General features: G+C 42.9%; 16 protein-coding genes and 2 pseudogenes. 11 read left to right on the top strand and 7 right to left on the bottom strand.

The window, feature by feature from the left end; translation table 11 throughout:
- Positions 1–47 precede the first annotated feature (47 nt).
- The 4 genes from D1367_RS11680 to D1367_RS11665 all read left to right on the top strand — a co-directional run bounded on the left by D1367_RS11680 (position 48) and on the right by D1367_RS11665 (position 7,725).
- Positions 48–4,895: a GAF domain-containing protein gene (locus tag D1367_RS11680; protein WP_118166612.1), complete on the top strand. Its 4,848-nt coding sequence runs from the start codon at positions 48–50 to the stop codon at positions 4,893–4,895.
- Complete coding sequence (locus D1367_RS11675; protein WP_118166611.1) at positions 4,892–6,046, top strand: hybrid sensor histidine kinase/response regulator; 1,155 nt, start codon at positions 4,892–4,894, stop codon at positions 6,044–6,046. The genes D1367_RS11680 and D1367_RS11675 overlap by 4 nt, the downstream gene beginning before the upstream one ends.
- A gap of 111 nt (positions 6,047–6,157) precedes the next feature.
- Complete coding sequence (locus tag D1367_RS11670; RefSeq protein WP_118166610.1) at positions 6,158–7,522, top strand: serine/threonine-protein kinase; 1,365 nt, start codon at positions 6,158–6,160, stop codon at positions 7,520–7,522.
- A 20-nt stretch (positions 7,523–7,542) separates the two neighbouring features.
- On the top strand, positions 7,543–7,725 hold the full coding sequence (locus D1367_RS11665) for a 2-oxoisovalerate dehydrogenase E1 subunit beta (protein ID WP_118166609.1): 183 nt from the start codon (positions 7,543–7,545) through the stop codon (positions 7,723–7,725).
- Between the two features lie 184 nt (positions 7,726–7,909).
- Here D1367_RS11665 and tnpC read toward each other — a convergent pair whose 3' ends face one another.
- The 5 genes from tnpC to D1367_RS11640 form a co-directional block, all read right to left on the bottom strand.
- A complete protein-coding gene (tnpC, locus tag D1367_RS11660) occupies positions 7,910–9,451 on the bottom strand; it encodes an IS66 family transposase (protein ID WP_118164650.1) in 1,542 nt (513 codons plus the stop codon).
- 5 nt (positions 9,452–9,456) lie between these two features.
- On the bottom strand, positions 9,457–9,693 hold the full coding sequence (locus D1367_RS11655) for a type II toxin-antitoxin system HicA family toxin (RefSeq protein ID WP_118166608.1): 237 nt from the start codon (positions 9,691–9,693) through the stop codon (positions 9,457–9,459).
- Complete coding sequence (locus D1367_RS11650) at positions 9,693–9,935, bottom strand: type II toxin-antitoxin system HicB family antitoxin (protein WP_118166607.1); 243 nt, start codon at positions 9,933–9,935, stop codon at positions 9,693–9,695. The genes D1367_RS11655 and D1367_RS11650 overlap by 1 nt, the downstream gene beginning before the upstream one ends.
- A 367-nt stretch (positions 9,936–10,302) precedes the next feature.
- On the bottom strand, positions 10,303–11,256 hold the full coding sequence (locus tag D1367_RS11645; RefSeq protein ID WP_118166606.1) for a heme o synthase: 954 nt from the start codon (positions 11,254–11,256) through the stop codon (positions 10,303–10,305).
- A 193-nt stretch (positions 11,257–11,449) separates the two neighbouring features.
- Complete coding sequence (locus D1367_RS11640) at positions 11,450–12,445, bottom strand: COX15/CtaA family protein (protein ID WP_118166605.1); 996 nt, start codon at positions 12,443–12,445, stop codon at positions 11,450–11,452.
- 565 nt (positions 12,446–13,010) lie between these two features.
- On the opposite strand from D1367_RS11640, the gene D1367_RS11635 reads away from it, so the two are divergent.
- From D1367_RS11635 to D1367_RS11600, 7 genes and pseudogenes are all read left to right on the top strand, one after another.
- Positions 13,011–14,093 (top strand): cytochrome c oxidase subunit II, encoded by a 1,083-nt coding sequence (locus D1367_RS11635; RefSeq protein WP_118166604.1) that lies wholly within the window; start codon positions 13,011–13,013, stop codon positions 14,091–14,093.
- Positions 14,094–14,194: 101 nt separating this feature from the next.
- The gene (ctaD, locus tag D1367_RS11630; protein ID WP_118166603.1) at positions 14,195–15,931 is read left to right on the top strand and encodes a cytochrome c oxidase subunit I; all 1,737 of its coding nucleotides are present in this window, start codon (positions 14,195–14,197) and stop codon (positions 15,929–15,931) included.
- Positions 15,932–16,046: 115 nt separating this feature from the next.
- Positions 16,047–16,673 carry a cytochrome c oxidase subunit 3 gene (locus tag D1367_RS11625; RefSeq protein ID WP_118166602.1) on the top strand — a complete coding sequence of 209 codons (627 nt, stop codon included), beginning with the start codon at positions 16,047–16,049 and terminating at the stop codon, positions 16,671–16,673.
- A gap of 517 nt (positions 16,674–17,190) precedes the next feature.
- Complete coding sequence (locus tag D1367_RS11620) at positions 17,191–18,456, top strand: serine/threonine-protein kinase (RefSeq protein WP_228674546.1); 1,266 nt, start codon at positions 17,191–17,193, stop codon at positions 18,454–18,456.
- 131 nt (positions 18,457–18,587) lie between these two features.
- Entirely contained in the window at positions 18,588–19,661 is a 1,074-nt protein-coding gene (locus tag D1367_RS11615) for a PstS family phosphate ABC transporter substrate-binding protein (protein ID WP_118166600.1), read from the top strand.
- A 438-nt stretch (positions 19,662–20,099) separates the two neighbouring features.
- A pseudogene (locus D1367_RS11605) lies at positions 20,100–20,426 on the top strand (IS701 family transposase); the annotation flags it as partial.
- Positions 20,427–20,543: 117 nt separating this feature from the next.
- A pseudogene (locus tag D1367_RS11600) lies at positions 20,544–21,296 on the top strand (transposase); the annotation flags it as partial.
- 100 nt (positions 21,297–21,396) lie between these two features.
- Here D1367_RS11600 and D1367_RS11595 read toward each other — a convergent pair.
- Together D1367_RS11595 and D1367_RS11590 are read right to left on the bottom strand one after the other, a co-directional pair.
- Positions 21,397–23,160 carry a tetratricopeptide repeat protein gene (locus D1367_RS11595; protein WP_118166599.1) on the bottom strand — a complete coding sequence of 588 codons (1,764 nt, stop codon included), beginning with the start codon at positions 23,158–23,160 and terminating at the stop codon, positions 21,397–21,399.
- Positions 23,150–24,442 (bottom strand): ATP-binding protein, encoded by a 1,293-nt coding sequence (locus tag D1367_RS11590; RefSeq protein ID WP_118166598.1) that lies wholly within the window; start codon positions 24,440–24,442, stop codon positions 23,150–23,152. Before D1367_RS11590 ends, D1367_RS11595 begins: the two co-directional genes overlap by 11 nt.
- Positions 24,443–24,488 lie beyond the last annotated feature (46 nt).

Here is a 24,488-nt window from a genome sequence, read left to right as displayed (position 1 = left end):
TTGCTAATGGGAATAATCAAGATTGACATCCCTTTGCCAATACATCAATGTTTAACCGTCTTACTCCATCAGAACTGAAATCTGCGATCGTTCGTCATCCCCTGATAGTTAAACCGGATACAACGGTGATGGACGCGATCGCTCAAATGAGTGGTGTGCGGACTCTTTGTCAGACAACTAAAACTGTGGATCGGCAACTGGATGAGCTTTATCTGGAAGCACGATCAAGTTGTGTATTGGTAGTGGAAGAAGAGAAATTACTAGGTATCTTCACGGAACGGGATGTGGTGCGCCTGTCTGCCCAGCAGTGTTGTTTCGAGAATTTGGCAATTCGGGAGGTGATGATCCATCCAGTTGTCACCCTGCACGAATCTAATTTTACCGATTTATTTTTTACTGTTAATTTGCTGCAACAGCACCGGATTCGCCACTTACCGATCCTGGATGATCGGGAGCGGGTAGTGGGGCTGGTAACTAATGAAAGTCTGCGGCAGTCTTCTCGCCCTGTGGATCTGTTGCGGTTGCGACTGGTATCTGAGGTGATGACTAGTGAGGTGATTTGTGCTACGCCAAATAGTTCCATGCTGGCGATCGCTCAACTGATGGCAAAACACCGTGTTAGTTCCATCATGATTGTACAACCAAGTGGTAGCCAAACTGAACCTTTGCAAATTCCTGTGGGAATTATCACCGAGCGCGATATTGTGCAATTTCAAGCATTGGGCTTGAACTTAAAAACTTGTCTAGCAGAGGCGGTAATGAGTACGCCGATTTTTGCTGTGAAACCTGAGGATTCGCTGTGGCTGGTGCAGCAGATTATGGAACAACGCTTGATTCGCAGGTTGGCGGTGACGGGAAAACAGGGTGAACTATTGGGAATTGTGACTCAGACTAGTTTGCTACAAGCCCTCAACCCGTTGGAGCTATACAATTTGGCGGAGGTGTTGCAAAAAAAGTCAGTGCGGTTAGAAGCAGAGAAAATCGAAATCTTACAAACCCGCAACGTTGAACTCGAACAACAAGTTGAAGCCCGAATGATGCTTTTAATAGCGAAAGCCGAACGGGAGAGATTGGTGCTAGCGATCGCCTTACAAATCCGCTCATCTTTGAGTCTGCAAACTATTTTGGATAGTACCGTTGCAGAAGTGCGGCAATTGTTGGGCTGCGATCGCGTGAATATTTGGCAGTTTGAACCAGATTGGCAAACCATTGTCGTTGCCGAGTCCACTGATTCTTCACTGTCACTTCTGGGTCGGCGCGTTGGTGACACCTGTCTAAAAGAAAACTACACTGAAATTTACCACCAAGGGCGGATTCGCATCGTGTCGGATATTTATAAAGCCAAAATCTCAGACTGTCACCGAGAGATGCTGATTGGCCTCCACACACGAGCCAAAATTTTAGTGCCGCTCTTTTGTGGCGATCAACTATGGGGTTTGCTCAATGTCGCCGAAAGTCAGCACCCCCGCGATTGGGAACCGGAAGAAGTCGAATTGCTGCAAGTTTTATCAGTGCAATTGGCGATCGCCCTTCAGCAAGCCACCACCCACCAAAAATTGCAAGAGCAACTAATCGAGCGCCAGCAAGCGGAAAATCGACTGCGGGAAAGCGAACAGCGTTATATTATTCTCAATCAACAACTAGAAGCCAAAGTCGCAGAACGCACAACTGAACTTCAAGAACGAGAGGCACAACTCCAAAAAATATCGGAACGCTTGGCGTTATCCCTCAACTCTGGGGCGATCGGCTGTTGGGAGTGGAACATTCAAGAAAACACCATCCTCTGTGATGAGCGGGTGTACGCACTGTATGGTGTCACGAAAACATCTGATTCCTATGTGAACTATGAGATTTGGGCAAACTGGCTACATCCCGATGACCGTAACCCCACCGAAATATTGCTACAGCAAGCCCTTTTAGGAAAGGCAGAATATGATACCGAGTTTCGGGTCGTACATCCCGATGGCAGCATCCACTTCATCAAAGCCTATGGGGTGGTGGTGCGAAATGCCCAGGGTAATGCACAGAAAATGATTGGAGTTAACTTTGATATTAGCGATCGCAAACGAGCAGAACTTGCCCTGCAAAGTAGTGAAATCCGCTTTCGTCGGATGTTTGATTCTAATGTAGTTGGTATGCTTTTTGCCGATTTGCAGGGGAAAATTCTCGATGCCAATGATCGCTTCTTACAAATGGTGGGCTACACCAGGGATGACCTAGATGCTGGGACAATTGATTGGGTGCAAATGACCCCACCCGAACATATCCCCACTGATTTTGCAGTCAGGGAGCATCTGAAGCAACATGGCGAGATCAATCCTTGGGAAAAGGAATATTACCGCAAAGATGGTAGCAGGATTCCTGTGCTGATTGGAGCGGCAATTCTTCCCGGCTCAGACAATCAAAGCATTTGTATAGTAGTGGATATTAGCGAACAGCAAGCTGCACTTCGTGAACGTAAACAAGCCGAGGAAAGCATTCGCCAACAGGTTGAACGAGAACAACTGCTGCGAGAAATCACCCAGCGAATTCGTCAATCCCTAGACCTCCAAACCATTTTTGACACCGCTTGCCAGGAAATCCGCCAAGTAATTCAGGCTGATCGGGTGGGCATTTTCAAGTTCTATCCTGAATCCAACTTTGACGACGGCGAATTTGTGGCTGAATCGGTTGTAGAAGGGTTTCCTTCAGTAATGGCAACTCGGATACATGACCACTGCTTTGGCGAAAATTATTCATCTCTCTATGCTTTGGGCAGATTTCATGTCGTCGATGATATTTATAACGGTGGGATGACTCCCTGCCACACTGATATCCTATCTCAGTTTCAGGTGCGAGCCAATCTGATAATGCCATTGCTTTGTGGCGATAAGTTGTGGGGTTTACTGTGCATTCATCAATGTGCAACAACTCGCCACTGGCGACAGTTTGAGATTGACTTTACCCAACAGCTGTCCAACCAGTTGGCGATCGCTATTCAACAAGCGAATCTCTACGAACAAATCCAGTCTGAACTGTTGGTGCGGCAGCAAAACGAAGCGAGGATTGCCCTGCAACTGCGGAGACAGGAAACTTTAGGGGCGATCGTCCAAAAAATTCGGGAGTCGTTAGATATTAACGAGATTTTAGCAACAGTGACTCGGCAGGTTAAAGATATACTGCATAGCGATCGCGTCATCGTCTTCCGGCTTTTTGCTGACGGTAGAAGTCAAATTGTCCAAGAAGCCGTATCTGGTGAGTTCCCCGCCCTCAAAAACCAGCACTGGGACAATGAAGTGTGGTCTCAAGAAATCCTCGATTGCTACTGGCAGGGTAAACCCCGCATCGTCCCTGATGTAACGAATGATATCTGGGCACAGTGCCTGGTGGAATTCTCCCGCGAAGGTCAAATCAAATCCAAAATTGTCGCACCGATCTTACAAGACCTGCAAGGGGGCGAAAATCATCGCTGGGTTACTCAGGGGGCAACTAACAAACTCTGGGGGGTTTTGGTTGTCCATGCTTGTCAAGAAAAACGAGTCTGGAAAGACTCGGAAGCGCAACTTTTGCAACAAATTGCCAACCAGTTGGCGATCGCTATTCAGCAAGCGAGTCTGTTTGAGCAATTACAACAAGAACTCGCCGAACGACAACAGGCAGAAGCAAAGCTGACGGACAGCAATCAACAACTGGCAATTTCTAACCAAGAACTCGCTCGTGCTACTCGCCTCAAAGACGAATTCCTAGCCAACATGAGTCACGAACTCCGCACCCCCCTTAACGCTATTTTAGGCATGACCGAAGGGCTACAAGAGGAAGTCTTTGGTGTTGTCACCGAGCCACAACTCAAAGCTTTGCGAACCATTGAGCGCAGCGGCTCTCATTTACTAGAGTTGATTACCGACATTCTTGATGTGGCAAAGATTGAAGCCGGACAAATGCAGCTGGACTATGCTTTAACCCCAGTGGCTCATCTGTGCCAATCCAGTTTGGTGTTTATAAAACAGCAGGTATTGCAAAAACGGATTGAGCTTGAAATCAAACTTCAGCCAAATCTACCTGAGCTGCTCGTGGATGAACGCCGCATTCGTCAAGTTTTAATTAACCTGCTCAACAATGCAGTCAAATTCACTCCTGAGAAGGGGCGCATTACCTTAGAAGTTACCCAACTTTTCTCAGACATCTCAACTACCGATTTAACAGAGCAATATTTCTTGCACTTTACTGTCACCGATACAGGCATTGGCATCTCGCCAGAGAATATCAAGAACCTATTTCAGCCCTTTGTGCAAATTGATAGTGCCTTAAATCGTCAATATGCAGGTACAGGCTTGGGACTGGCATTAGTGAAGCGAATTGTCGAACTCCACGGCGGTAGGGTGGGGCTAACTAGTGAACTGGGTGTGGGCAGTTGCTTCACCATCGATCTCCCTTATACTCCCAGTTGTGCCCTTTCACCGAAAATGACAGCAGACGATCAACCAGTCGTTACTCCAGACCGGGACTCTCCAAGCACGGAGGAAGCAGCAAGCCTTACCCCCCTAATCTTGCTAGCAGAAGATAACGAAGCCAATATCAGTACAGTTTCTAGCTACCTCAAAGCCAAGGGCTATCGTATTGTGTTGGCACAGAATGGTCTAGAAGCCATCGACGTTGCTAAAACTCACCACCCTGACTTAATTTTGATGGATATTCAAATGCCGAGAATGGACGGTTTAGAGGCGATGAGACAGATTCGCCTCGATTCTAACTTGGTTGATATTCCGATTGTGGCGCTCACAGCGTTGGCAATGACGGGCGATCGCGATCGCTGTTTAGAAGCAGGAGCTAACGACTATCTGAGTAAACCTATAAAGCTCAAGCAACTGGCCACCACCATTCAAAAACTTTTGATTGCAATCAAGGATCACAAATGAATCAGCCCTCTATTTTAGTAGTTGACGATCAACCCGATAACTTTGATGTCATTGAAGCAATTTTAAGTAATCAAAATTATCTGCTACACTATGCTGCCAGTGGTGAAGAGGCGATCGCATCTCTCAACTTATTTCAGCCAGATGTAATTTTGCTAGATGTAATGATGCCGGGAACCGATGGTATCGAAGTGTGTCAGCAAATTAAAGCCATACCAAAATGGCAGCCAGTTCCGATTATTATGGTGACGGCTCTCACCGCGAAAGAAGACCTCGCTCGTTGCCTAAAATCAGGTGCCGAGGATTTTATTAGTAAACCCGTCAATGCTGTTGAACTTCGGGCACGCATTCATTCAATGCTGAGGATTAAGCAACAGTACGACAAAATCCAAAATTTATCAAATATCCAAGCAAGTAGCATCAAAGTCTTGGAAACCACACTTAATGAACTGCGGGGTAACTTGGCTTCTGCTTTACCCCATGAACTCAATACACCACTAAATGGCATTGTCGGAATTATCAGCCTACTCATGGAAGATATTGACGGCATGAATATTGCCGAAATCCTTGAACTTTTAGAGTTGGCAGATCAATCCGCCCGGAGACTAGAAAAAATAACCAAACAATTATTGATCTATTTAGAAATAGAGCTATCAACACACCAGCAGCAAATCGAACCTCAGTCCACGGATTTTTCTATGGCAGCGATCGCAGCAGCTTTAGAATCTCATGCTCAAAGTGTTAATCGTAGCGATGATCTGATATTTGCAATTGAAGAAGCTAAGGTTTCAATATCAGATCGATATTTAGCAATTATCCTCCATGAATTAGTTGATAATGCGCTCAAATTCTCCCAAACCGGGACAGCGATCAAAATCAGTAGTCAGGTGGTGGCAGGAATGCTAAATGTCTATATTCATGATATGGGACGGGGCATGACAGCAGAACAGATATCTAAAATTGGTGCTTTTATGCAGTTTGAGCGCAAATCCTATGAACAGCAGGGTATAGGTATGGGCTTAAAGCTTGTCAAAAAAATCGCCGAACTTTGTGGTGGGCAGTTCTCAATTTCAAGTATTTATCAACAGGAAACAACGGTACATATTGCCTTACCCATTAAACCTTATATCACTACGCTAGCAAAAGTAATTTGAGACTGTAGCCGCCACTAGAAGTAAATCTGCTCAAAAATATCAAGACTCGTGAAACCCAGTAAGCATAAATTGGGAAAACTGAACATAGACACCATCTCCTTATTCCCAAATATGCTTTACTGTTCTAATTCTAGTTGTGCAAATCCCTTTAACCCTGATGACAATAAGTTTTGCATTAAGTGTGGACAAACACTCACACCATTATTTAGAAACCGTTTCCGAGTAATACGAATTTTGGGTGAGGGTGGATTTAGCAAAACTTATGAAGCTAGGGATGCAGATAAAATAGACGAACCTTGCGTAATTAAGCAATTTGTCCCTCAATTTGAAGGAACGGCTGCACTTGAGAAAGCTACAGAGTTATTTAAGCAAGAGGCGAAGCGTCTGTATGATTTAGGAGAACACTCGCAAATTCCCCGCCTGATTGCTTATTTTGAACAGGATAAGCGGCTTTATTTGGTACAAGAGTTGATTCAGGGGCAGAATTTATTACAAGAATTGCAGCAGCAGGGAGCCTTTAGTGAAGAAAAGATCAAACAGCTTTTAACTGATTTATTGCCTATCCTGAAGTTTATCCATGAACGCGGTGTAATTCATCGAGACATCAAGCCAGAAAATATTATGCGCCGTCTGGATGGCAAGTTAATATTAATTGATTTTGGTGTTTCTAAACAAATTACAAAAACTTTTGTAGGTGTTGGCACAACAGTAGGAACGCCTGGATATACACCATTAGAGCAAATGCGTGGTCAAGTTTTCCCTGCAAGTGACCTTTATAGTTTGGGTGTAACTTGTATTCGGCTATTAACTCAATGTTTACCAAATACAGATGGTTCTGATGAACTTTATGATGCGCTCAGGGGTTGCTGGATTTGGAGAAAATACTTACCACAAAGTAGAAGTATTACTCCTGACTTTGGGAAAGTTTTAGATAAGTTAATTCAGGATTATGTGAAAGAACGCTATCAATTTGCTGATGAGGTTATACAAGCTCTTAATTCTGAAAATCTGAATTCATCAGTAGGGATAGATTATACAATTTTGCAAAAGTTACTAGCATCTGGTAAATGGCGAGAAGCTGATCAAGAAACTTGGAAGCTTATGCTTAAAATATCTTATCGAGAAAAAGAAGGTTATCTCAGAGTAGAAGATATCGAAAAGTTTCCTTGTCAAGACCTCTTAACTATTGATCGCTTGTGGGTAAAATACAGTAATGGGCGCTTTGGTTTTAGTATTCAAAAGCAAATATGGGACAGCGTTGGGGGAAAACCTGATTTAGATTTTAAAACTTGGAAATATTTTGGAGAGTGTCTAGGTTGGCGAATGAAAAATAATTGGAAGCTTTATGATTCTCTATCATTTACATTAACTGCTCCGGCTGGACAACTACCCAGAGCAGTATGGAGTATGAGAATAGTTGGAAGAAGAAAAAGACTATCTGCCCTTACATCAAAGCTTGTTAATTGTAAAATTTAGTGTTTAAGGAAAGATTCGCTATGAGTGAAATTGTATTTCTCGTTGAAGATGATCCAGATGGCGGTTATACAGCAGTAGCTCTAACAGAGTCAATTTTTACTCAGGCTGACGATATAGAAACACTACAGGAAATGGTTCGTGATGCAGTTCACTGCCATTTTCCTAATGAAGAAAATCGTCCGCGAAGAATCTTACTTAAATGATAAGGTATTAAAAATTTTCACTTTTGAATTAGAAGTTTTAGAAATGAGATCGCTTTTGTAAGTTTACAACAGTTATAACGCTTCCCATTCATCTCTGCTTATATTAGCTTGACGTAATATTCTATGTAAGCGTTCAGGGGGTATAAAGAAGACGAAAAACCACCCCCAAAATCAAGGAATAAAATTATGCAGCAGTCAACAAGTCAGAATCATCAGAACAAGTAGTGGCTTCAGGAAGCAGAGAAGGAGTGGCTGTACCACCACGAGTAGCAACAACAGCCTGGGTCATAAACTCCAAAACATTACGTTTTTGAGACTTCAGGGTTGTTACCACAGTCAGCATCCGAGCCACAAAATTACTACCAGTCTGGGTTTGAGAGCCAAAACTAGTCCGTCGCCAGATTACAGCAGGACGGATAGCTCGTTCAGCAGCATTATTAGTGGGTTCAACACCTTGGGTGGTCACAAACAACCACATCGCCGGCTCAACTTTCAGTAGTTGACGACAGGTGCGAACAGTTTTTGCTAGGGGTGTTTTTTCCCGTGTACCAATAGAATAGTTATCAGCTTCAAGTAAAGTTGCTTTGATTGATGAGCGAATCTCTAGAACCAACTCACCAAAATCACAATGAGATAATGTGCCATCTCTAACTCGATGCCATAGTTCAAACAATTTTTCTTGCTGTTTAACCAGTGCAGTTCCTAATTGTGCCGAAACTCCAGGACGCTCGGAAATTTTGATAAATTCACGTCGCAGATGCGCCCAACACAATTGCCGACGTTCTAGTTCTACCCAATTGTAAGCACCATGACGGTCAGAGTTTAAAATTCCTCCAAAGTTATCACCCAATAAGTTCTGAGCTGCTTGGGTACAACGAGTTAGGGCAATTTCAAAAAATGTGACTAGGGGGGTGACAGCAACCCATAACCAAGCCTTTCTTTGTTGAGGATTAAAACCGTCAATATTTCCTTGGTTAAAGCTGGTTTCATCGGCTCCAACGATGTTTGCTTTTTGAATATAAAGTTTGGCTTCATCTACACAGGTCGCCACTGCGTTACTCGCTTCCAGTCGCAGTCTGTTGACTGTTCCCAATGATATTGAGATTCCAAACACCTCTTGCATTGCACTTTGTACCATCCTTTGACTGTTACGGTACACTCCACTCAGCAGTGCCACTAGAGCTACTACTCTGACTCCGTAACCACTTTGGTTCACGTCTTCTGGCAATTTTGCACGAGTACTACTGCCACATCCAGTACAGGTCAATTGATGTAAACGATGCTCGATGACTATGGGACTGATGGGTGGAATTTCTACTATCTGGTGACGATAGGGGTTTGTATCAACTCCACTGAGGGTTGCTCCACAATTCGTACATAATTGCGGATGATGTTCTATTACTGAGCTACATTCTTCTATGGGGTATAAGTCCCGGCTATTTCCTTTATGACCTGGCTGACCCCCTCGTTTTTTGCTGCTTTTCTGTTTGGGTGGCTTTTTGGAGAATCCTGGTGGGTCGCTTGAGGGGGGTGATGATGAGTTCTTTGATGTCTGATTTATTTTTTCTAATAGCTGTTCTTGAACTGTCAGGACTTCTGTTAGTTTCTTTTCCTGTTGTTCTATTTGCTGCGCCATCTCCTCCACCAGTTTTTTGACGCTGGTTGGAGTCTTTCCCCAATCTTCTGGGGGTATCTGTTCTAAATGACTGACGCGCTTGTGTTCCATGTCACTTAATTTATCAGATTTTGGGGGGAATTTTTAGCGATCGCTCTCCTACCCCCCTGAACGCTTACTATTCTATTTAGTAAGCTTGGGCTGATGTCTCCCTGATGCGGATTGGGAATTGTCAGCTTTAATTCACCTTTCACCATGTATTGATGCTTACCACCTGGGTAAGGCCCATCAAAACCTGCATCTTTCAAATAACGAATCAGATCGTGTCGATTAATCGATCCAAAGGGTGGCATTAGGCGACCTTTTTGGTGAAATTCAGGTCAATACTATCAAGTATCGGTAGAGTATGACCTAAACGCAGTCCTAAAATAATCCATCCTTCAAAAGTATCTTGCAAATCCTCCCGACAAGCTTCTAGTGTTGCAGCGTTTGCCCAAACTCCTTGACACTCTGGAATTTCGCCATAGAAAGTCCCATCCTCAAGCAACTCATAAGTTGCTTTGTGCATTGCTGTACGAATGTAATTTGTCAACATTTATATTTTTTACAACTTCATTCAGCTTTTTAATCAATTTGGTTATAACTCAATACGGTTCAGTTAAGCGCTATTTCTACTAAATCGCCGTCTCTATAAGACGCGATAAATCGCCGTCTCTATAAGACGCGATAAATCGCCGTCTCTATAAGACGCGATAAATCGCCGTCTCTATAAGACGCGATAAATCGCCGTCTCTACAAGTGTTTTGGTCTTATCTGAACTGTATTGGGTTATAACTGAAATTTTACTTGCGTAGGCTTAGATATCGCAAATCCGCCAAACTCAAATTATTATGTATATTTTCTAACTTACAAAAATGCGATCGCGCCCCTTTACCAAACGCGATCGCTAAATTTTCCATCCCCTATCCAATAAAATGCAGATGATTACTCACCGCACTAATTAAATTATGGGTAATGGGAAGACTATCAACTACCATCCCCAGACACAACAGCATCATGTAAGAGATGGAAAAGAGAAACAACTCTTTAGCTACAGCACGATCCTCTGGATTTTGCAACAAACGCCAAGATTTGTGGATAAATAATCCTCCCAGAATTAGGGCGATCGCAGCATAAAGAATTCCACTCGCGCCCAAAGGATAAACCAATAAAACAGTTGCAAATACTGTTACCAGCGTATAGTACCAAATCTGCTTTACGGTTGCCGTAGTACCTTCAATCACAGGTAACATTGGTATCCCAACTTTTGCGTAGTCATCTTTAATCATCAGAGCTAGCGCCCAGAAATGGGGTGGTGTCCACAAAAAGACGATGGCAAAAATTAACCATGCTGACCAGCTTAAAGTGCCTGTGACAGCAGCCCAACCTACTAACGCCGGAATTGCCCCAGCCGCTCCACCAACAACGATATTCTGAGGGGTGTGGCGTTTTAGCCAGTGGGTATAGACCAAAATATAAAAGACGATGCCAGAGAAGGCTAGCAGCGCGGCTAACAGGTTGGCAAATACTGCTAGGAGTGTAAAGGAAATCGTCGCCAGTGCGATCGCAAAAATTAGAGCATCACGCGGCTGAACCTTACCGGAAGGCATCGGACGATGGCGCGTCCGCTCCATATCATAATCAATATCGCGATCGTAGATACAGTTGATCGTCTGGGCGCTTGCAGCAGCCATTGTGCCACCAGTGAGAGTTACTAGCAACAGCAATGGATCAACTTCTCCTTTAGCAGCAATCCACATACTCCCAGCCGTGGTAATCAAAAGCAATGGAATAATCCGAGGCTTGGTTAGCTGGTAATAACTTTGAACTACCTGTAAAAATGTTTGGTGGTGGCGAGAGACATTAGTCTCAATCATTTTGGCTCTGGTTCCTTATTTTTCAACAACTTATATGCAGCCCCCGCTCAAGGTGGCTCTTTCAGGCAAATGAAACACAGATTTTCTGCACCTGCGTAGATCGCAATACTCGCCGTTGCGGCCATAATTTAGTAGAGACGCGATTAATCGCGTCTGTACAAGAGAGACGCGATTAATCGCGTCTGTACAGGAGTTAGGAGTTAGAAATTTTTCCTTCCGCTACTCCCCCTGTTCCCTCACTCCATACTCCGCAGTCATTGCTTAACACTGTGATGTTGCGGCTAGTAGCCCAGTCACGCAGTGCGAGAACTGTGAAAGCCACCAAAGTACCCAGCAAAGCAGCTCCTATAGCTTGGTGAGAGACTGTGAGAGGCTCGACTTGGAGGTGTAATTTGAAAGTTGCGAATCCCAACAAGATTTGTAAGGTTAACAACCCACCAGCCATATTTGCCAGTCGCCGTAAGGCTGGATGTAGTGCTGGTGTCCGCCAACAGATAAATACCATTGCCAAGGTTGCTAATGTTGGCGGCACCAAACCAGCAATATGGCTGTACATTACCGTACAAAGTTGAGAACCGCCGAGGCATTGGTGTAGCGCCCAGCGAGAGCCTACTAAAGCACCTAGCAAACTTTGCAAGTAAACCAGAACAGCAGCAGTTAAACCGACCCAAGGCAACTTACCAACGGTTCCATTTCCCTGATAGGGCGTGAGCGCTGTGCCGATAATCAGGAGGGTGCTAAAAAATAACAGCGCCGTTCCTAAATGAGCGGTAACGATATCAAACCGCAACAGTTCGGTGACGGTGAGTCCCCCCAAGATGCCTTGGAAGACAATTAAAAACAGGGCAAATGTTGATGCCCAAGGCAGCCATCTGGGTAAGAAACGACGATGCCACCAGGATAAACCGAAAAGTGCGATCGCGCTTACACCAATTAAAGCTGCATCCAATCTGTGAAACCACTCCAAAAACACTTGGAGATTCATTTGCTTGGCTGGTACCAGTTCGCCATAGCATAAGGGCCAGTCTGGGCAAGCAAGTCCAGCATTCATCACGCGGGTGGCGCTGCCTATTGCCATCAAAATTAAGGTGGCTATGCATATTTTCCACACCAAGCGACGAATCATTTCCTTGGGCTTTTGCTGCTCAACTGCCGCTTCATTTTGTTGTTGTAGGACAAATTCGCTCATGAAGGATACCTTCTGCCCGCTCTTGGTGGATCTGTTAAAATTTTCAGTTTTCTTTTAGCGTCCTATCTTCACCCTAGCGTATAGGCTAAGGGTTTATAGATTAGCACTCACTTATACTTTGAATCACTCTAGAAAGGTTTTGCCTGAAGCTTTAGGTATTTTTCAAGATGTGAAAAATTGATTAATCACAATTAATTTAAACATTCTAAATTTTTCCTTAAGTTTTTCCACTGATTTTAGGAGAAGGCAGGAGGCAGGAGGCAGAGGGCAGGAGGAAATCATTATGAATGAAAACTTTAGTTTTGGGTATAAAACCCAGTGATTAAATCCCATACTTTGAAATACATCTCGGTCACTGCTACCTACCTTCTACCTTCTACCTTCTACCTCCTGTCTTCTGCCCCCTGCTTCCTGCCTCCTGATAGTCACCTTGTACCCAAAATTAGTAAAATAGTTAAAAAAATTAATAAAAATTTCAGACCTTTGTACTCTATGCCTTCTGGCCTAGACTACCTTAGTAAGTGGGCAGCTTTAAGATAACGTAGTAAATTCAATTAAGTAAGCCGTGAAGATTCCAAGTTCAATCTGGACATTACTCATTGGCATCGTGCTAACGCTAGCCAGCCTTTGGTACGGTCAAAATCACGGTCTGTTGCCAGCAGCAGCAACGGATGAAGCCGTATTAGTGGATGGTCTATTCAACGCGATGATGATCATTTCTACAGGTATATTCCTACTCGTAGAAGGTATTTTAATTTACTCTGCATTTAAATACCGTCGGCGTGCAGGTGATAATGAAGACGGCCCACCAGTTGAGGGCAATGTACCTTTAGAAATTCTCTGGACGGCGATCCCAGCAATTATCGTTATCGGTATTTCTGTTTACAGCTTTGATGTCTACAACGAAATCGGCGGCTTTGATCCCCACGCTATCCATCAAGCGCCGATGAATCAGGAGTCAATGGCAATGCCTGGAAGTGCTATGGCGGCAACTTTAAGCGATACTCCTCCTAGCACCGAACCCAACCTCAATCAAGAAAAATCTGATGAGGCAATGCAAGATCCAGCTACCGCAGCAGTCCGCAATGCTGACCAAATTCCCCAACTGCGGAATGCTCCTGGTGTCGGTAGTGTTGCTCCGACAATTGGGGGAACTCCTGATAAAGCAGGCAAACCAGCAGGATTACAAGTCAATGTCACAGGTCTACAATATGCCTGGATTTTCACTTATCCTGAAACTGGTATAACTACAGGTGAAATGCACGTTCCCATCGGGCGAGAAGTGGAAATCAATATGACAGCCAACGATGTCATCCATGCCTTTTGGGTGCCAGAGTTCCGCCTGAAACAAGATGCGATCCCTGGTAGACAAAGCGAGATTCGCTTCACCCCCAAAAAAGCAGGAGATTATGTCCTAATCTGTGCTGAACTTTGTGGCCCCTACCACGGTGCGATGAGAGCAACAGTAGTCGTTGAGCCACAAGAAGCCTTTGACAAATGGATGCAAGAACAGCTAGTTGCTAGCCGTGAAACACTAAATCAAGCCGTTGCTGTTAACCCTGCGAATCTATCCCCAAATGAATTTCTCGCCCCTTACACCAAGGACATGGGAATTAAGCCAGAAATCCTCCATCAAGTTCACCATTAGTCATTGGTCATTGGTCATTAGTCATTGGTCATTGGTCTAAAAAATGACAAATGACAAAGGACAACTGACAAAGGACAAATGACAAAAGATAACTAACGACTATGACACAAGCTCAGTTGCAAGAAACTGCCAATATCCCCGCCCTTAGTGAGGAACCAGGGGACAGAAAATGGCAAGACTTCTTTGGCTTTCAAACCGACCATAAGGTGATTGGGATTCAATACCTAGTCACTTCGTTTATTTTCTACTGCATTGGCGGTGTAATGGCTGACTTGGTTCGTACTGAACTGCGAACTCCAGAGGTAGATTTTGTTACCCCCGAAGTCTACAACAGTCTGTTTACACTGCACGCCACGATCATGATTTTCTTGTGGATCGTGCCAACAGGGGCAGGGTTTGCTAACTATCTAATTCCCCTGATGATTGGGGCAAAAGATATGGCATTTCCTCGGCTGAATGCTGTTGCCTTTTGGATGATCCCCCCTGCGGGTATATTGCTGATTGCCAGTTTAGCGGTAGGCGATGCACCGGATGCAGGTTGGACTTCCTACCCTCCCCTGAGTTTGGTAACAGGACAAGTGGGGCAAGGCATTTGGATTATGAGTGTCTTGCTGCTGGGTACATCGTCTATTTTGGGGGCGATAAATTTCTTAGTAACATTGCTGAAGATGCGTATCCCCGGTATGGGCGTTCATCAAATGCCCTTGTTCTGCTGGGCAATGTTTGCTACTTCGGCGCTAGTTTTGGTATCAACCCCAGTCCTGGCAGCCGGTCTGATTTTGCTTTCCTTTGACTTAATTGCCGGGACAACATTTTTTAACCCAACTGGCGGTGGCGACCCAGTAGTATACCAGCACATGTTCTGGTTTTACTCCCACCCGGCGGTTTACATCATGATTTTGCCCTTCTTTGGCGCAATTTCAGAAATTATCCCCGTGCATTCCCGCAAGCCGATTTTTGGCTATAAAGCGATCGCTTATTCGTCTCTTGCAATCAGCTTTTTGGGGCTAATTGTTTGGGCGCACCACATGTTTACCAGTGGTATCCCCGGTTGGTTGCGGATGTTCTTTATGATCACCACCATGATCATTGCCGTACCCACAGGAATTAAAATTTTCAGCTGGTTAGCCACCATGTGGGGTGGAAAAATCCAGCTTAACAGCGCCATGCTGTTCGCCATCGGCTTTGTTGGCACTTTTGTAATCGGCGGGATCAGTGGCGTGATGTTGGCAGCAGTGCCCTTTGATATTCACGTTCACGATACTTATTTTGTGGTAGCTCACTTGCACTACGTCCTATTTGGCGGTAGCGTACTGGGGATTTTTGCAGGCATTTACCATTGGTTCCCGAAAATTACGGGACGGATGATAAACGAATTTTGGGGTAAGGTTCACTTTGCCTTGACCATTGTGGGTTTAAACATGACCTTCTTACCCATGCACAAACTGGGTTTAATGGGCATGAATCGCCGTATTGCCCAATATGACCCCAAATTCACCACGCTGAACGAAATCTGCACGTATGGTTCTTATATACTGGCAATTTCGACATTCCCCTTCATCATCAATGCCATTTGGAGTTGGTTTTACGGCGAGAAAGCTGGTAATAATCCCTGGAGAGCATTGACCTTAGAGTGGATGACGACATCACCACCTGCGATCGAGAATTTTGATCAAACTCCAGTACTGGCTACAGGCCCCTACGACTACGGTTTGGAAAGAGCTAACGAAGATGTACCTTTGTCTGATCCCAATCCAGTCTTATCTGGCGGGCCAAACTCAGTATTAAGAGCAGAACCCGATCCAGCAGTTGCTGCCAATCCCGAAGACCGGAAATAGAGTTATGAGTTAGGAGTGAAGAGTTATGAGTTATAACAATTCCTAACTCCTAACTCCTAACTCCTAACTCATAACTCCTAACTTTTAACTCCCCATTCCCCACTTATAAAAATTCATGCAAAGTCAAACTATTGACCCAGCTAAAACCGACCTGAATCATCACCACGCGGCGGAAGCGTCTGTCGGCCATCACGAAGAACATCCAGACCATCGCCTGTTTGGGCTAGTTGTCTTCCTGATTGCTGAAGGGATGATTTTTATGGGATTGTTCGGAGCCTATTTGGCTTTCCGTGCTACCTTGCCTGTATGGCCGCCAGCAGGTACTCCAGAATTAGAACTATTGTTACCCGGAGTCAACACCATCAATCTAATTTCTAGTAGTTTTGTCATGCACAATGCCGATACTGCTATTAAAAAGAACGATGCACGGGGTGCGCGAATCTGGTTAGCAATTACTGCTGTGATGGGTGCTATTTTCTTGATAGGTCAAGTATATGAATATACCCATTTAGAATTTGGTTTAACTACCAATTTATTTGCCAGTTCATTTTACGTTTTGACTGGTTTCCACGGATTGCACGTTACCATCGGCGTTTTGGCAATTGTTGCCGTGTTGTGGCGATCGCGCGTTCCGGGTCACTACAGTAACGAAAAGCACTTTGGCATTGAAGCAGCCGAAATTTACTGGCACTTCGTTGACGTAATTTGGATTATTTTGTTCGGATTACTGTATTTACTGTGAGTATTAATTATTAGTTGTTCATTCCACGCGGACAACTTAATAAGCCCCCTAGTGGGGGCTTTTTTCATTAATAGAATGCTACCCTTGCAGCTAACTACCCTAAAATCCAACACAGTTCAGTTAAGCTTTTTTTTCTCTCTGTGTTCTCTGCGCCTCTGTGGTTCGTCGTTAAAAAAAAGCCACTGTTACAGGTTTTGTCAGCAATCAGTCTCAAGATTTCAAATAAATCTCCTGACTCCTGAATGTTGTCGTCTGCCAACAGTTATAACTACTGTGGGCTAGTGTTAAATTTACTTAAGTGATAAAATTATAGTAACTATTACAAAAACAAATTTTTATATTAAGATACCCATAAAGGTATGAAATAAACCAATCAAGCGGCTAATCATAAAATTGCTCAAAAGCATAGGTAGTTTGAGAAGCTGACAGCCCAAAATCTTAACAAATGTAGCGGCAGGTATTCATAACCTCACCCAAGCTCTGAATGGTCAGTAAATTAACGAGTAGTATACGCCACATGAGCCAGAACCCTCTAGTTAGAAAAAAACTCCGAAGTCGCTTTGAAACAGTCAAACTGCTGGAAAGCGGAGGATCTGGTAATACTTACTTGTTATCAGGTGCTAGACGTAAAAGACATGAATACTCTCTGGCTAGAAAAACACTTCGGAATCGCTTTGAGATTGTCAAACACTTAGGAAGCGGGGGTTCTGGTGATACCTACTTAGCCATAGACCTAGATTTACCAGGACGACCCAATTGTGTTGTTAAACATTTCCACCCAAAAGATACCAATCCTGCTGTTCTACCCATCGCTAAAAGCCTATTTGATCGGGAAGCGGAAGTTTTATACCAGCTAGGCAACAACCACGACCAAATTCCTAGACTATTTGCCCATTTTAATGAAGATGGGGATTTCTATTTAGTTCAGGAATTTATTGACGGTCATGCATTGACTCAAGAAATTGTACCAGGTCAGCCTCTTAGCGAAAATACAGTCTTAAATTTATTAAAAGACATCCTGGAAGTTCTGTCCTTCGTCCACCAAAATAACATTATTCATCGGGATATTAAACCCCAAAATTTAATGCGGCGGCACTCCGATCAGAAAATTGTGCTAATTGACTTTGGAAGTATTAAGAAAATTGGTGCTTTAGGAGCAGGCTTAACAATTTCTGTTGGAACTCCTGGCTATATGCCAAGCGAACAGGCTAAAGGAAAGCCAAAACTTTGCAGCGATATCTATGCAGTAGGGATGATTGGCATTCAAGCTTTGACGGGTTTAATGCCTGAACAACTACAAGAAGATCCTAATAGTGGAGCAATTCTCTGGCGCGATAAGGCACAGGTAAGCGATGCTTTGGCAAATATTTTAGATACGATGGTTTGCGATCGCTATAACCAGCGTTATCAATCTGCCGCAGAAGCTTTGCAAGCGCTTAATTCTGATGTGGCGTTGTCAGAGTCCTTACACTCTACTGGCATAAACCAAAACAGTGATGATATCTATTTTCTAAGTTATAAAAATTTTCTTTTGCTTCTAGGAATAGGGCTTGGTGCTATCACTAGTTTAATAGTACTAGTTTTAATCTATACATTTATTAATACAAGTACATCACCTCCAAACCAACCTACTCAATTAAATAATTTTAGAGAAAAATTGCTTGAGCCAGGGTTCACTAATATTAAGGTCAATCGCCAAGTAGCTAAATTAGTAGCTAACAGAGGAGTCTATAAAAGCAATTCCACCATTGCAAAGACTACCAAAGAGGAAATTGAGCCTTAATACATGAGATAGACTTAATCATTTACCAGCAATGATAAAATTCGCTATTTACTGGCTTATTGCAGATTTGTTTTTAACCTAAATATTTATAGATTCCTGTAGGATAAATATAATAAACAACATTTAAAGATATGGACAATACAAATCAAAGAAAATCTTTAATTAACGGTGAAATTGGCCTCTTTCTGAGAGGTTTGATTATTGGGAAAGTGCTGACACTTATGGTTATTGGCGGACTGCTTTGGTGGTTACTGAAGCCGAATTTATTGTCTCGCAACAGCGTTAATTCCTCTAATCAAAATGTAAACAGCCTTTCTAGTAATGCATCAACTTTTCAGACAGTTGCTGATGTCCCCAATGCTTCATTCAACTACGGAGGCAGTACAGCTTGGGCATCTATCCGGCAATTGGTGGATTCTCAGATTCAGAGCGATCGCCCCGAATTACAATTACGCTATGTAAACCCTGTTAGTGGTAGTCCTGGTTCTAGCTCCGGCATTCGGATGTTGCTTGATGGGAAACTCGACTTTGCTCAATCCTCCCGTCCCCTGACAGACGAAGAACAAGCGATCGCAAAAGAGCGAGGCTTTACCCTTGAACAACGTCAGGTGGGTAGGGATGGGATAGCAGTGGTAGTCAACCCATCACTGAATGTGCCTGGTTTAACTGTTGATCAATTACAGCAAATTTATTTAGGGAAAATTACTAACTGGAATCAAGTCGGTGGGCCAAATCTAGCCATTACACCTTTGTCTCAACGACCAGAGGACGCAGATACAGTAATATTCTCTAGTAATAGCAACTTGAAAGGGCAAGCATTTGGCTCTAATGTGCAGTATGTCTACTCTACTACAGAGGCAGTGCGCCAACTCAGTAAAACTCCTGGTAGTGTCTATTACGCTTCTGCCCGTTCAGTATTACCTCAATGTAGTGTGAAAGCTTTGCCATTGGGTAGCACTTCTGGTCAGCTAATTGCCCCCTACCGCGAACCTCTGGTGACACCTGAGCAATGTCTACGTCAGCGCAACCAGCTAAATACTCAGGCTATAAAAGATGGTAGCTATCCCATGCTTGCTAACTTGTTTGTGATTATTAAGCAGAATAAAGATACAGAACAGCAGATTGGAAATGCATACACCAATCTTTTATTAACTGATGAGGGACAAAGGGCAATTGAGCAAGCTGGTTTTGTCGCGGTTCGTTAGTATAGCGATCGCAGATTATTCAGATCCCCGACTTCTTTGAGAAGTCGGGGATCTTTTAGTTAGGCTAATCATCCAGTAGCAGTCTTTTGAAACCAGCGCTATCAGGTAGGTTATGATCCGTTAAAAATTGCTGATAAGCTAATTCTGACTCAATTTGCATCTTGATATACTCTGTTTTGGCTAGCTTATATCTTGCATCTCTCGGGATAAACCACTAATACACAAATAGGAGCGTAAAAAAGTGACTCCAGAAGTGAGAAGGAATTCAAGTATTAAAAAGTAATTTATATAACTATACAAATGCGTGTAATAAGTAAATTACTTAGGAGCAGGCGATCGCTAACTTGAGACAGTAGCTGGATTTGCACAAAAGCGCAGAAATATGAGAAAAAAGGGCGTGAAAAGCATATATCAAAGTAAGAAAAATGATCTCAATTCTTAGGCGCGGGACAAGGGCTAGTTTACACTCTGCTGTCGTTAATGCCCTCTATACATCAGCAACAGAATTTAGAAGCAATGTTAGGATTGTTCTTAGAGGCACAAGGACATCCTTTACCAGAACACTCTAAAACTAAGTCTGCTAGTGCTTTAAGCCGATTTCTCAATATTTATGATTGGTCAACCCGTAGTGTAATTCGCACTACTCGCGCTCGTATCATTCAGGAGATTTTGTCTCACTGCCCAAAAGGACGAAAACCATTTCTGCAAGTCATCATTGACCTGACAACTTTAGAGAAATGTGGAAAATTTCCGCAATTTAAAGATTTAACGAACTTTGGGGGTTTAAGTCCCCAGCAAGACAGGCAGCCTGTTTTGGGTCGGGGTTTAAATCCCCGTCCCAAAACGTAATTGCGAATTGCGAATTGCGAATTGCGAATTGTTTTAATCCGCGTCTACAACGGAAAACGAGGCTTGCATTTGGTTGTGGTGTATTTGGTTGTTGGTCAGTGGAGAGTACCTTGGAGTTTTCGTGTATGGAGAGGAAAAGGTACTTCTTCTCCTGCACAGTTGGGATTAAAGTTAGTCAAATGTTTACCTAAAAAATTAACCAAGCACTTCCAGGTGATGATTCTTGTAGATACAGCTTTTGGCAGTGTGGAATTTCTACATGGTGTGCGAAAGCTGAAATATCACGTAATTGCTGGCATCGCTTGTACCCGAAAATTAACTTCGGGATACAGCGTTTCTCAACTGCATAAGCGCGGACAACAACTGCACCTTCGGGGCTTAAAGTTTCCTGTTTATGTCTCCTGGTACTATTTTAAACGTGATGATGGCAAGTATGAAAAACGATTTGTCCTTTCTACCAAAGCTCTCAAAGCCAGCACTATTTCTTGGTGGGGTAAACGACGATGGCAGATAGAGGGTTGGTTTAAAACTGCAAAACACCGTTTTGGCTTGCACCGTTTTGGACAAGGAACACTTTTAGGTGTTTACCGTTGGTTGATACTGTCCCTCATCTCCTATATCTTGGCGCATTGGGCTTACTTATCTACAACCTTCGCGGATCGTGCCCAAAAGGCATTCGCATCTACAAATTTACCGAATTGGGGACAAGCCGCAGAAATTGCATTCCAAACTATATTTCCAAAATTAGTACTGTTACTTCTTTTACAAGACATTGAACGCCTGAGAGACTTGGCACTTAGTCATGGAATTAACATCCAAGTTTCCAGGTGCAAGATATAAGGTAGCGTTAGCGAGGAACGAGCGTCATTGCGAATTGCGAATTGGTTTAATTCTCCCGCATTGCCACCGCAAGTTTTTCTAAATTCTCCCGAACAGCCACACTACGAATATGCTCAACACCCCAGACTCGCTCACAAATATCTAAAGCTTGCAAATAAAGCGGTTTGGCTTCAGCATAACGTCCAGTTTCACGATAAATTTCTGCCAGATTATTCAGACTTTCAGCAACATTGGGATGATTTTCTCCCAATAGGTGCTTATCAAGTTCTAAGGCTTTGATACATAAAGGTTCCGCTTCATTGTAACGCCCTTGTTCTCTGTACATATAACCAAGAGCATAGATAGTATCTGCTAAAAGCGGATGCGTTTTTTGCAATAAACGTTCCTTGAGTTCCAACGATTCCAAAAACAAAGATTCCGCTTGATCGTAGCGTCCTTGAGCGCGGTATATTAAACCTAAATTGTGCAAATCTGTTGCAACATCGGGATTCTCTTCTCCCAAAAATCGTTTATCTAGTTCTATTGCTTGTAGCGACAACGGTTCAGCTTCAGTGTAACGTCCTTGATGATAATAAAGTAGCGCTAAATTATTCAGTATAAGAGCCAAAGAAAGATCATTTTCGCCAACTAAACGTTTTTCGAGTTCTAATGATTGCAGATACAGAGGTTCTGCTTCTTCATAACGTCCTTCTTCATCATATAGTAATGCCAAATTGTTGAGACTGGCGGCAACATCGGCATGGTTTTCTCCTAACAGGCGTTTCCTCAGTTCCAAAGCTTCTTGATATAAAATTTCCGCTTTAGTATATTGCCCAGTAGATTTGTAGAGTCCTGCCAAATTATTCAGGCTAGTAGCAAAAGAAGGATGATTCTTTCCTAGCAGGCGTCTCCTCAATTCTAAAGCTTGTTGATATAATGGTTCGGCTTCGCTGTAGTTTCCTGTTGCACGATAAATTCCTGCTAAATTGTCGAGGCTAGTAGCTAAATCTATCTGCGAACCTGATTCATTTTGTAACTCAATCGCCTGACGCCAGTACTTTATTGCTAGTTCTTGTTCTTCTTGATAATTCTGAGATTCACCCTTATCTAATCTGCTGCGGTAAATATCACCTAAGCTTGAATATAAGGTAGCCAAGGTAGGATCTTTAGTTCCCCTTTCTTGTTCTACCTTCTCGATTAGCTTTTGTAAATCTTGGATAGGTAAGAAAAAGGGATTATTTTCATTAGTATCTGTGCTAGCTAATTCTGTGTCTCTAAAAACAAAGCGGATATGTTCTAGTTCTTTGCCAGGGATAGTATTCGTTTTTTTGGATTCAAACCGAAATACACCGTTGCGCCAACTCCAAAAATCTGGAGCTTTTTTAATCAGATTGACTAATATTTGATTAGTTACCCAAAGCACGATCGCAAACGGAAACTCGCGCAATCCTTCTCTTGTCCATTGTAAGTAACCAAAAAATTTCTCCTGTTCCGATTGCTCATTTCCTAATCTGAGAAAATAAAGTTGTTCAGCACCCGTCACAGTAATCACCGCCGGGTTTTGCTGACGAAGATATTCTTCTTGTTGTAACAGTTGGTTAAGAGCAGCTTTTAGGCTCGGTTCCTGACGTGCTAAAGTCACTCGATATGCGCGTAAAGTAGGTTGTAGTTCGGCTTCATACTGGGCAATAATCTCATCACGAAAGTTAGCATCATCGCAAACCGCAATTAGTAAATTTAATCCCCGTTTTTGAGCTTCAATAGAAACAATTAAATCATCATAGGCATCTTGATTTTCTCCTTCTTCATCTAAGAATTCTTCATTTAACATTAATCGCTCCCTTTCTTTTCAAGCTTTCGATAATAATTGGATGAACATCGTACCAAGTTTCATCGGTGCGATATTCTAGAACATACAGACCATGTAGTAAATCCAAAAACTCTGCTTGTTTAGGGTCATTGGGCATAAATTGTTCATAAACACTCTGTAAAATATCTATATCAACCTTGCCTAAACGTATAGAAAAATCATTGCGGATTTTATTGATTGCTTGCAGGAGAATTTTATCATCAATGATAACTTCGGCTGAAGGATTCCGCCGGATCATTCGCAAACAAATGCGGCAACATTCCTTAGAAATCCGAATTAACTCTCGCAATACGCCACCACTGTAAATCACGATTTTTTCAGCAGTTTCTGCCGTGATTAAATCACTAGAAATCCGCTTTTGTAAAACTTCACCGAGAATCTTTGTTGCTTCCGGGCGGGGTTGAGCATTGGGGAAGCGATTTTTACCTTTATCAAAAATTTTTAACACAGGCATTGCCACAACTTGATCGTTGGTTTCAGTGGCAATTATTGTGCTGATAAATGTTTCCCGAAGCACTGCGATTGGGATAGTGTAAATAATTTGAAAGTTAGGTTGACAAAGAGCTTTAATGTTATCTCGGTAAATTTCATTAACTCTGCCTAAATCAAGTTTATCTAAATCATCAATAATTACTAAAACGTTTTGTTTAGTTGCAGCTTGAATTAAAGCAGCTATTTCGTTAATTCTGGCAACTAAATCTGATAACTTGCGTTCAAACTCTTGCTTAATTTCGTCCCGAACGCTAGCATCAGCTTTTAATTTAGAACTAATTAACTTTAAGAGGTCAAAACCTATACTAGCTTCTGCTTGCAAATTTGATTCTTCAGTGCGAGTGCGGGTAGCAAACCACCTATAAAGTGCTTCTTTAGTAGATTGCGGAATATCAACTCGGCGGGCTTCTGCCTCAGTCATTAAATTAACTGCGATCGCAAACAGTATATTAATATGATTAACAGCCGACATTTCAATTTTATCGGCAATAGAAAACAGAACTACAAAATATTTATCTTGAATTTGTCGGCTAAATTCAGCTAACAAAGTAGACTTACCACATCCTCGATGTCCTGTAAAGACAATTTTGCCATCTCCATTAGGACTATCTTCGACTAATTGGTTTAGGTCTGCAATCAAATCATCACCATATTCGACTCGAAATCTTTCCATTTCGTTCCGTTCCATCAACGGAAACAGTTCGAGATTGCTGTATGCTTCTTGAAAGGAGTTTAATAAGTCTTCAGACATAGAGAGTGCCATCAATGTGCTAACTATTCATATAATGGCTCATGAT

The organism is Nostoc sphaeroides (assembly GCF_003443655.1).
GTDB lineage: Bacteria > Cyanobacteriota > Cyanobacteriia > Cyanobacteriales > Nostocaceae > Nostoc > Nostoc sphaeroides.
Note: the sequence above shows the minus strand (reverse complement) of the source record. Positions and strands in the feature narration are given on the sequence as shown.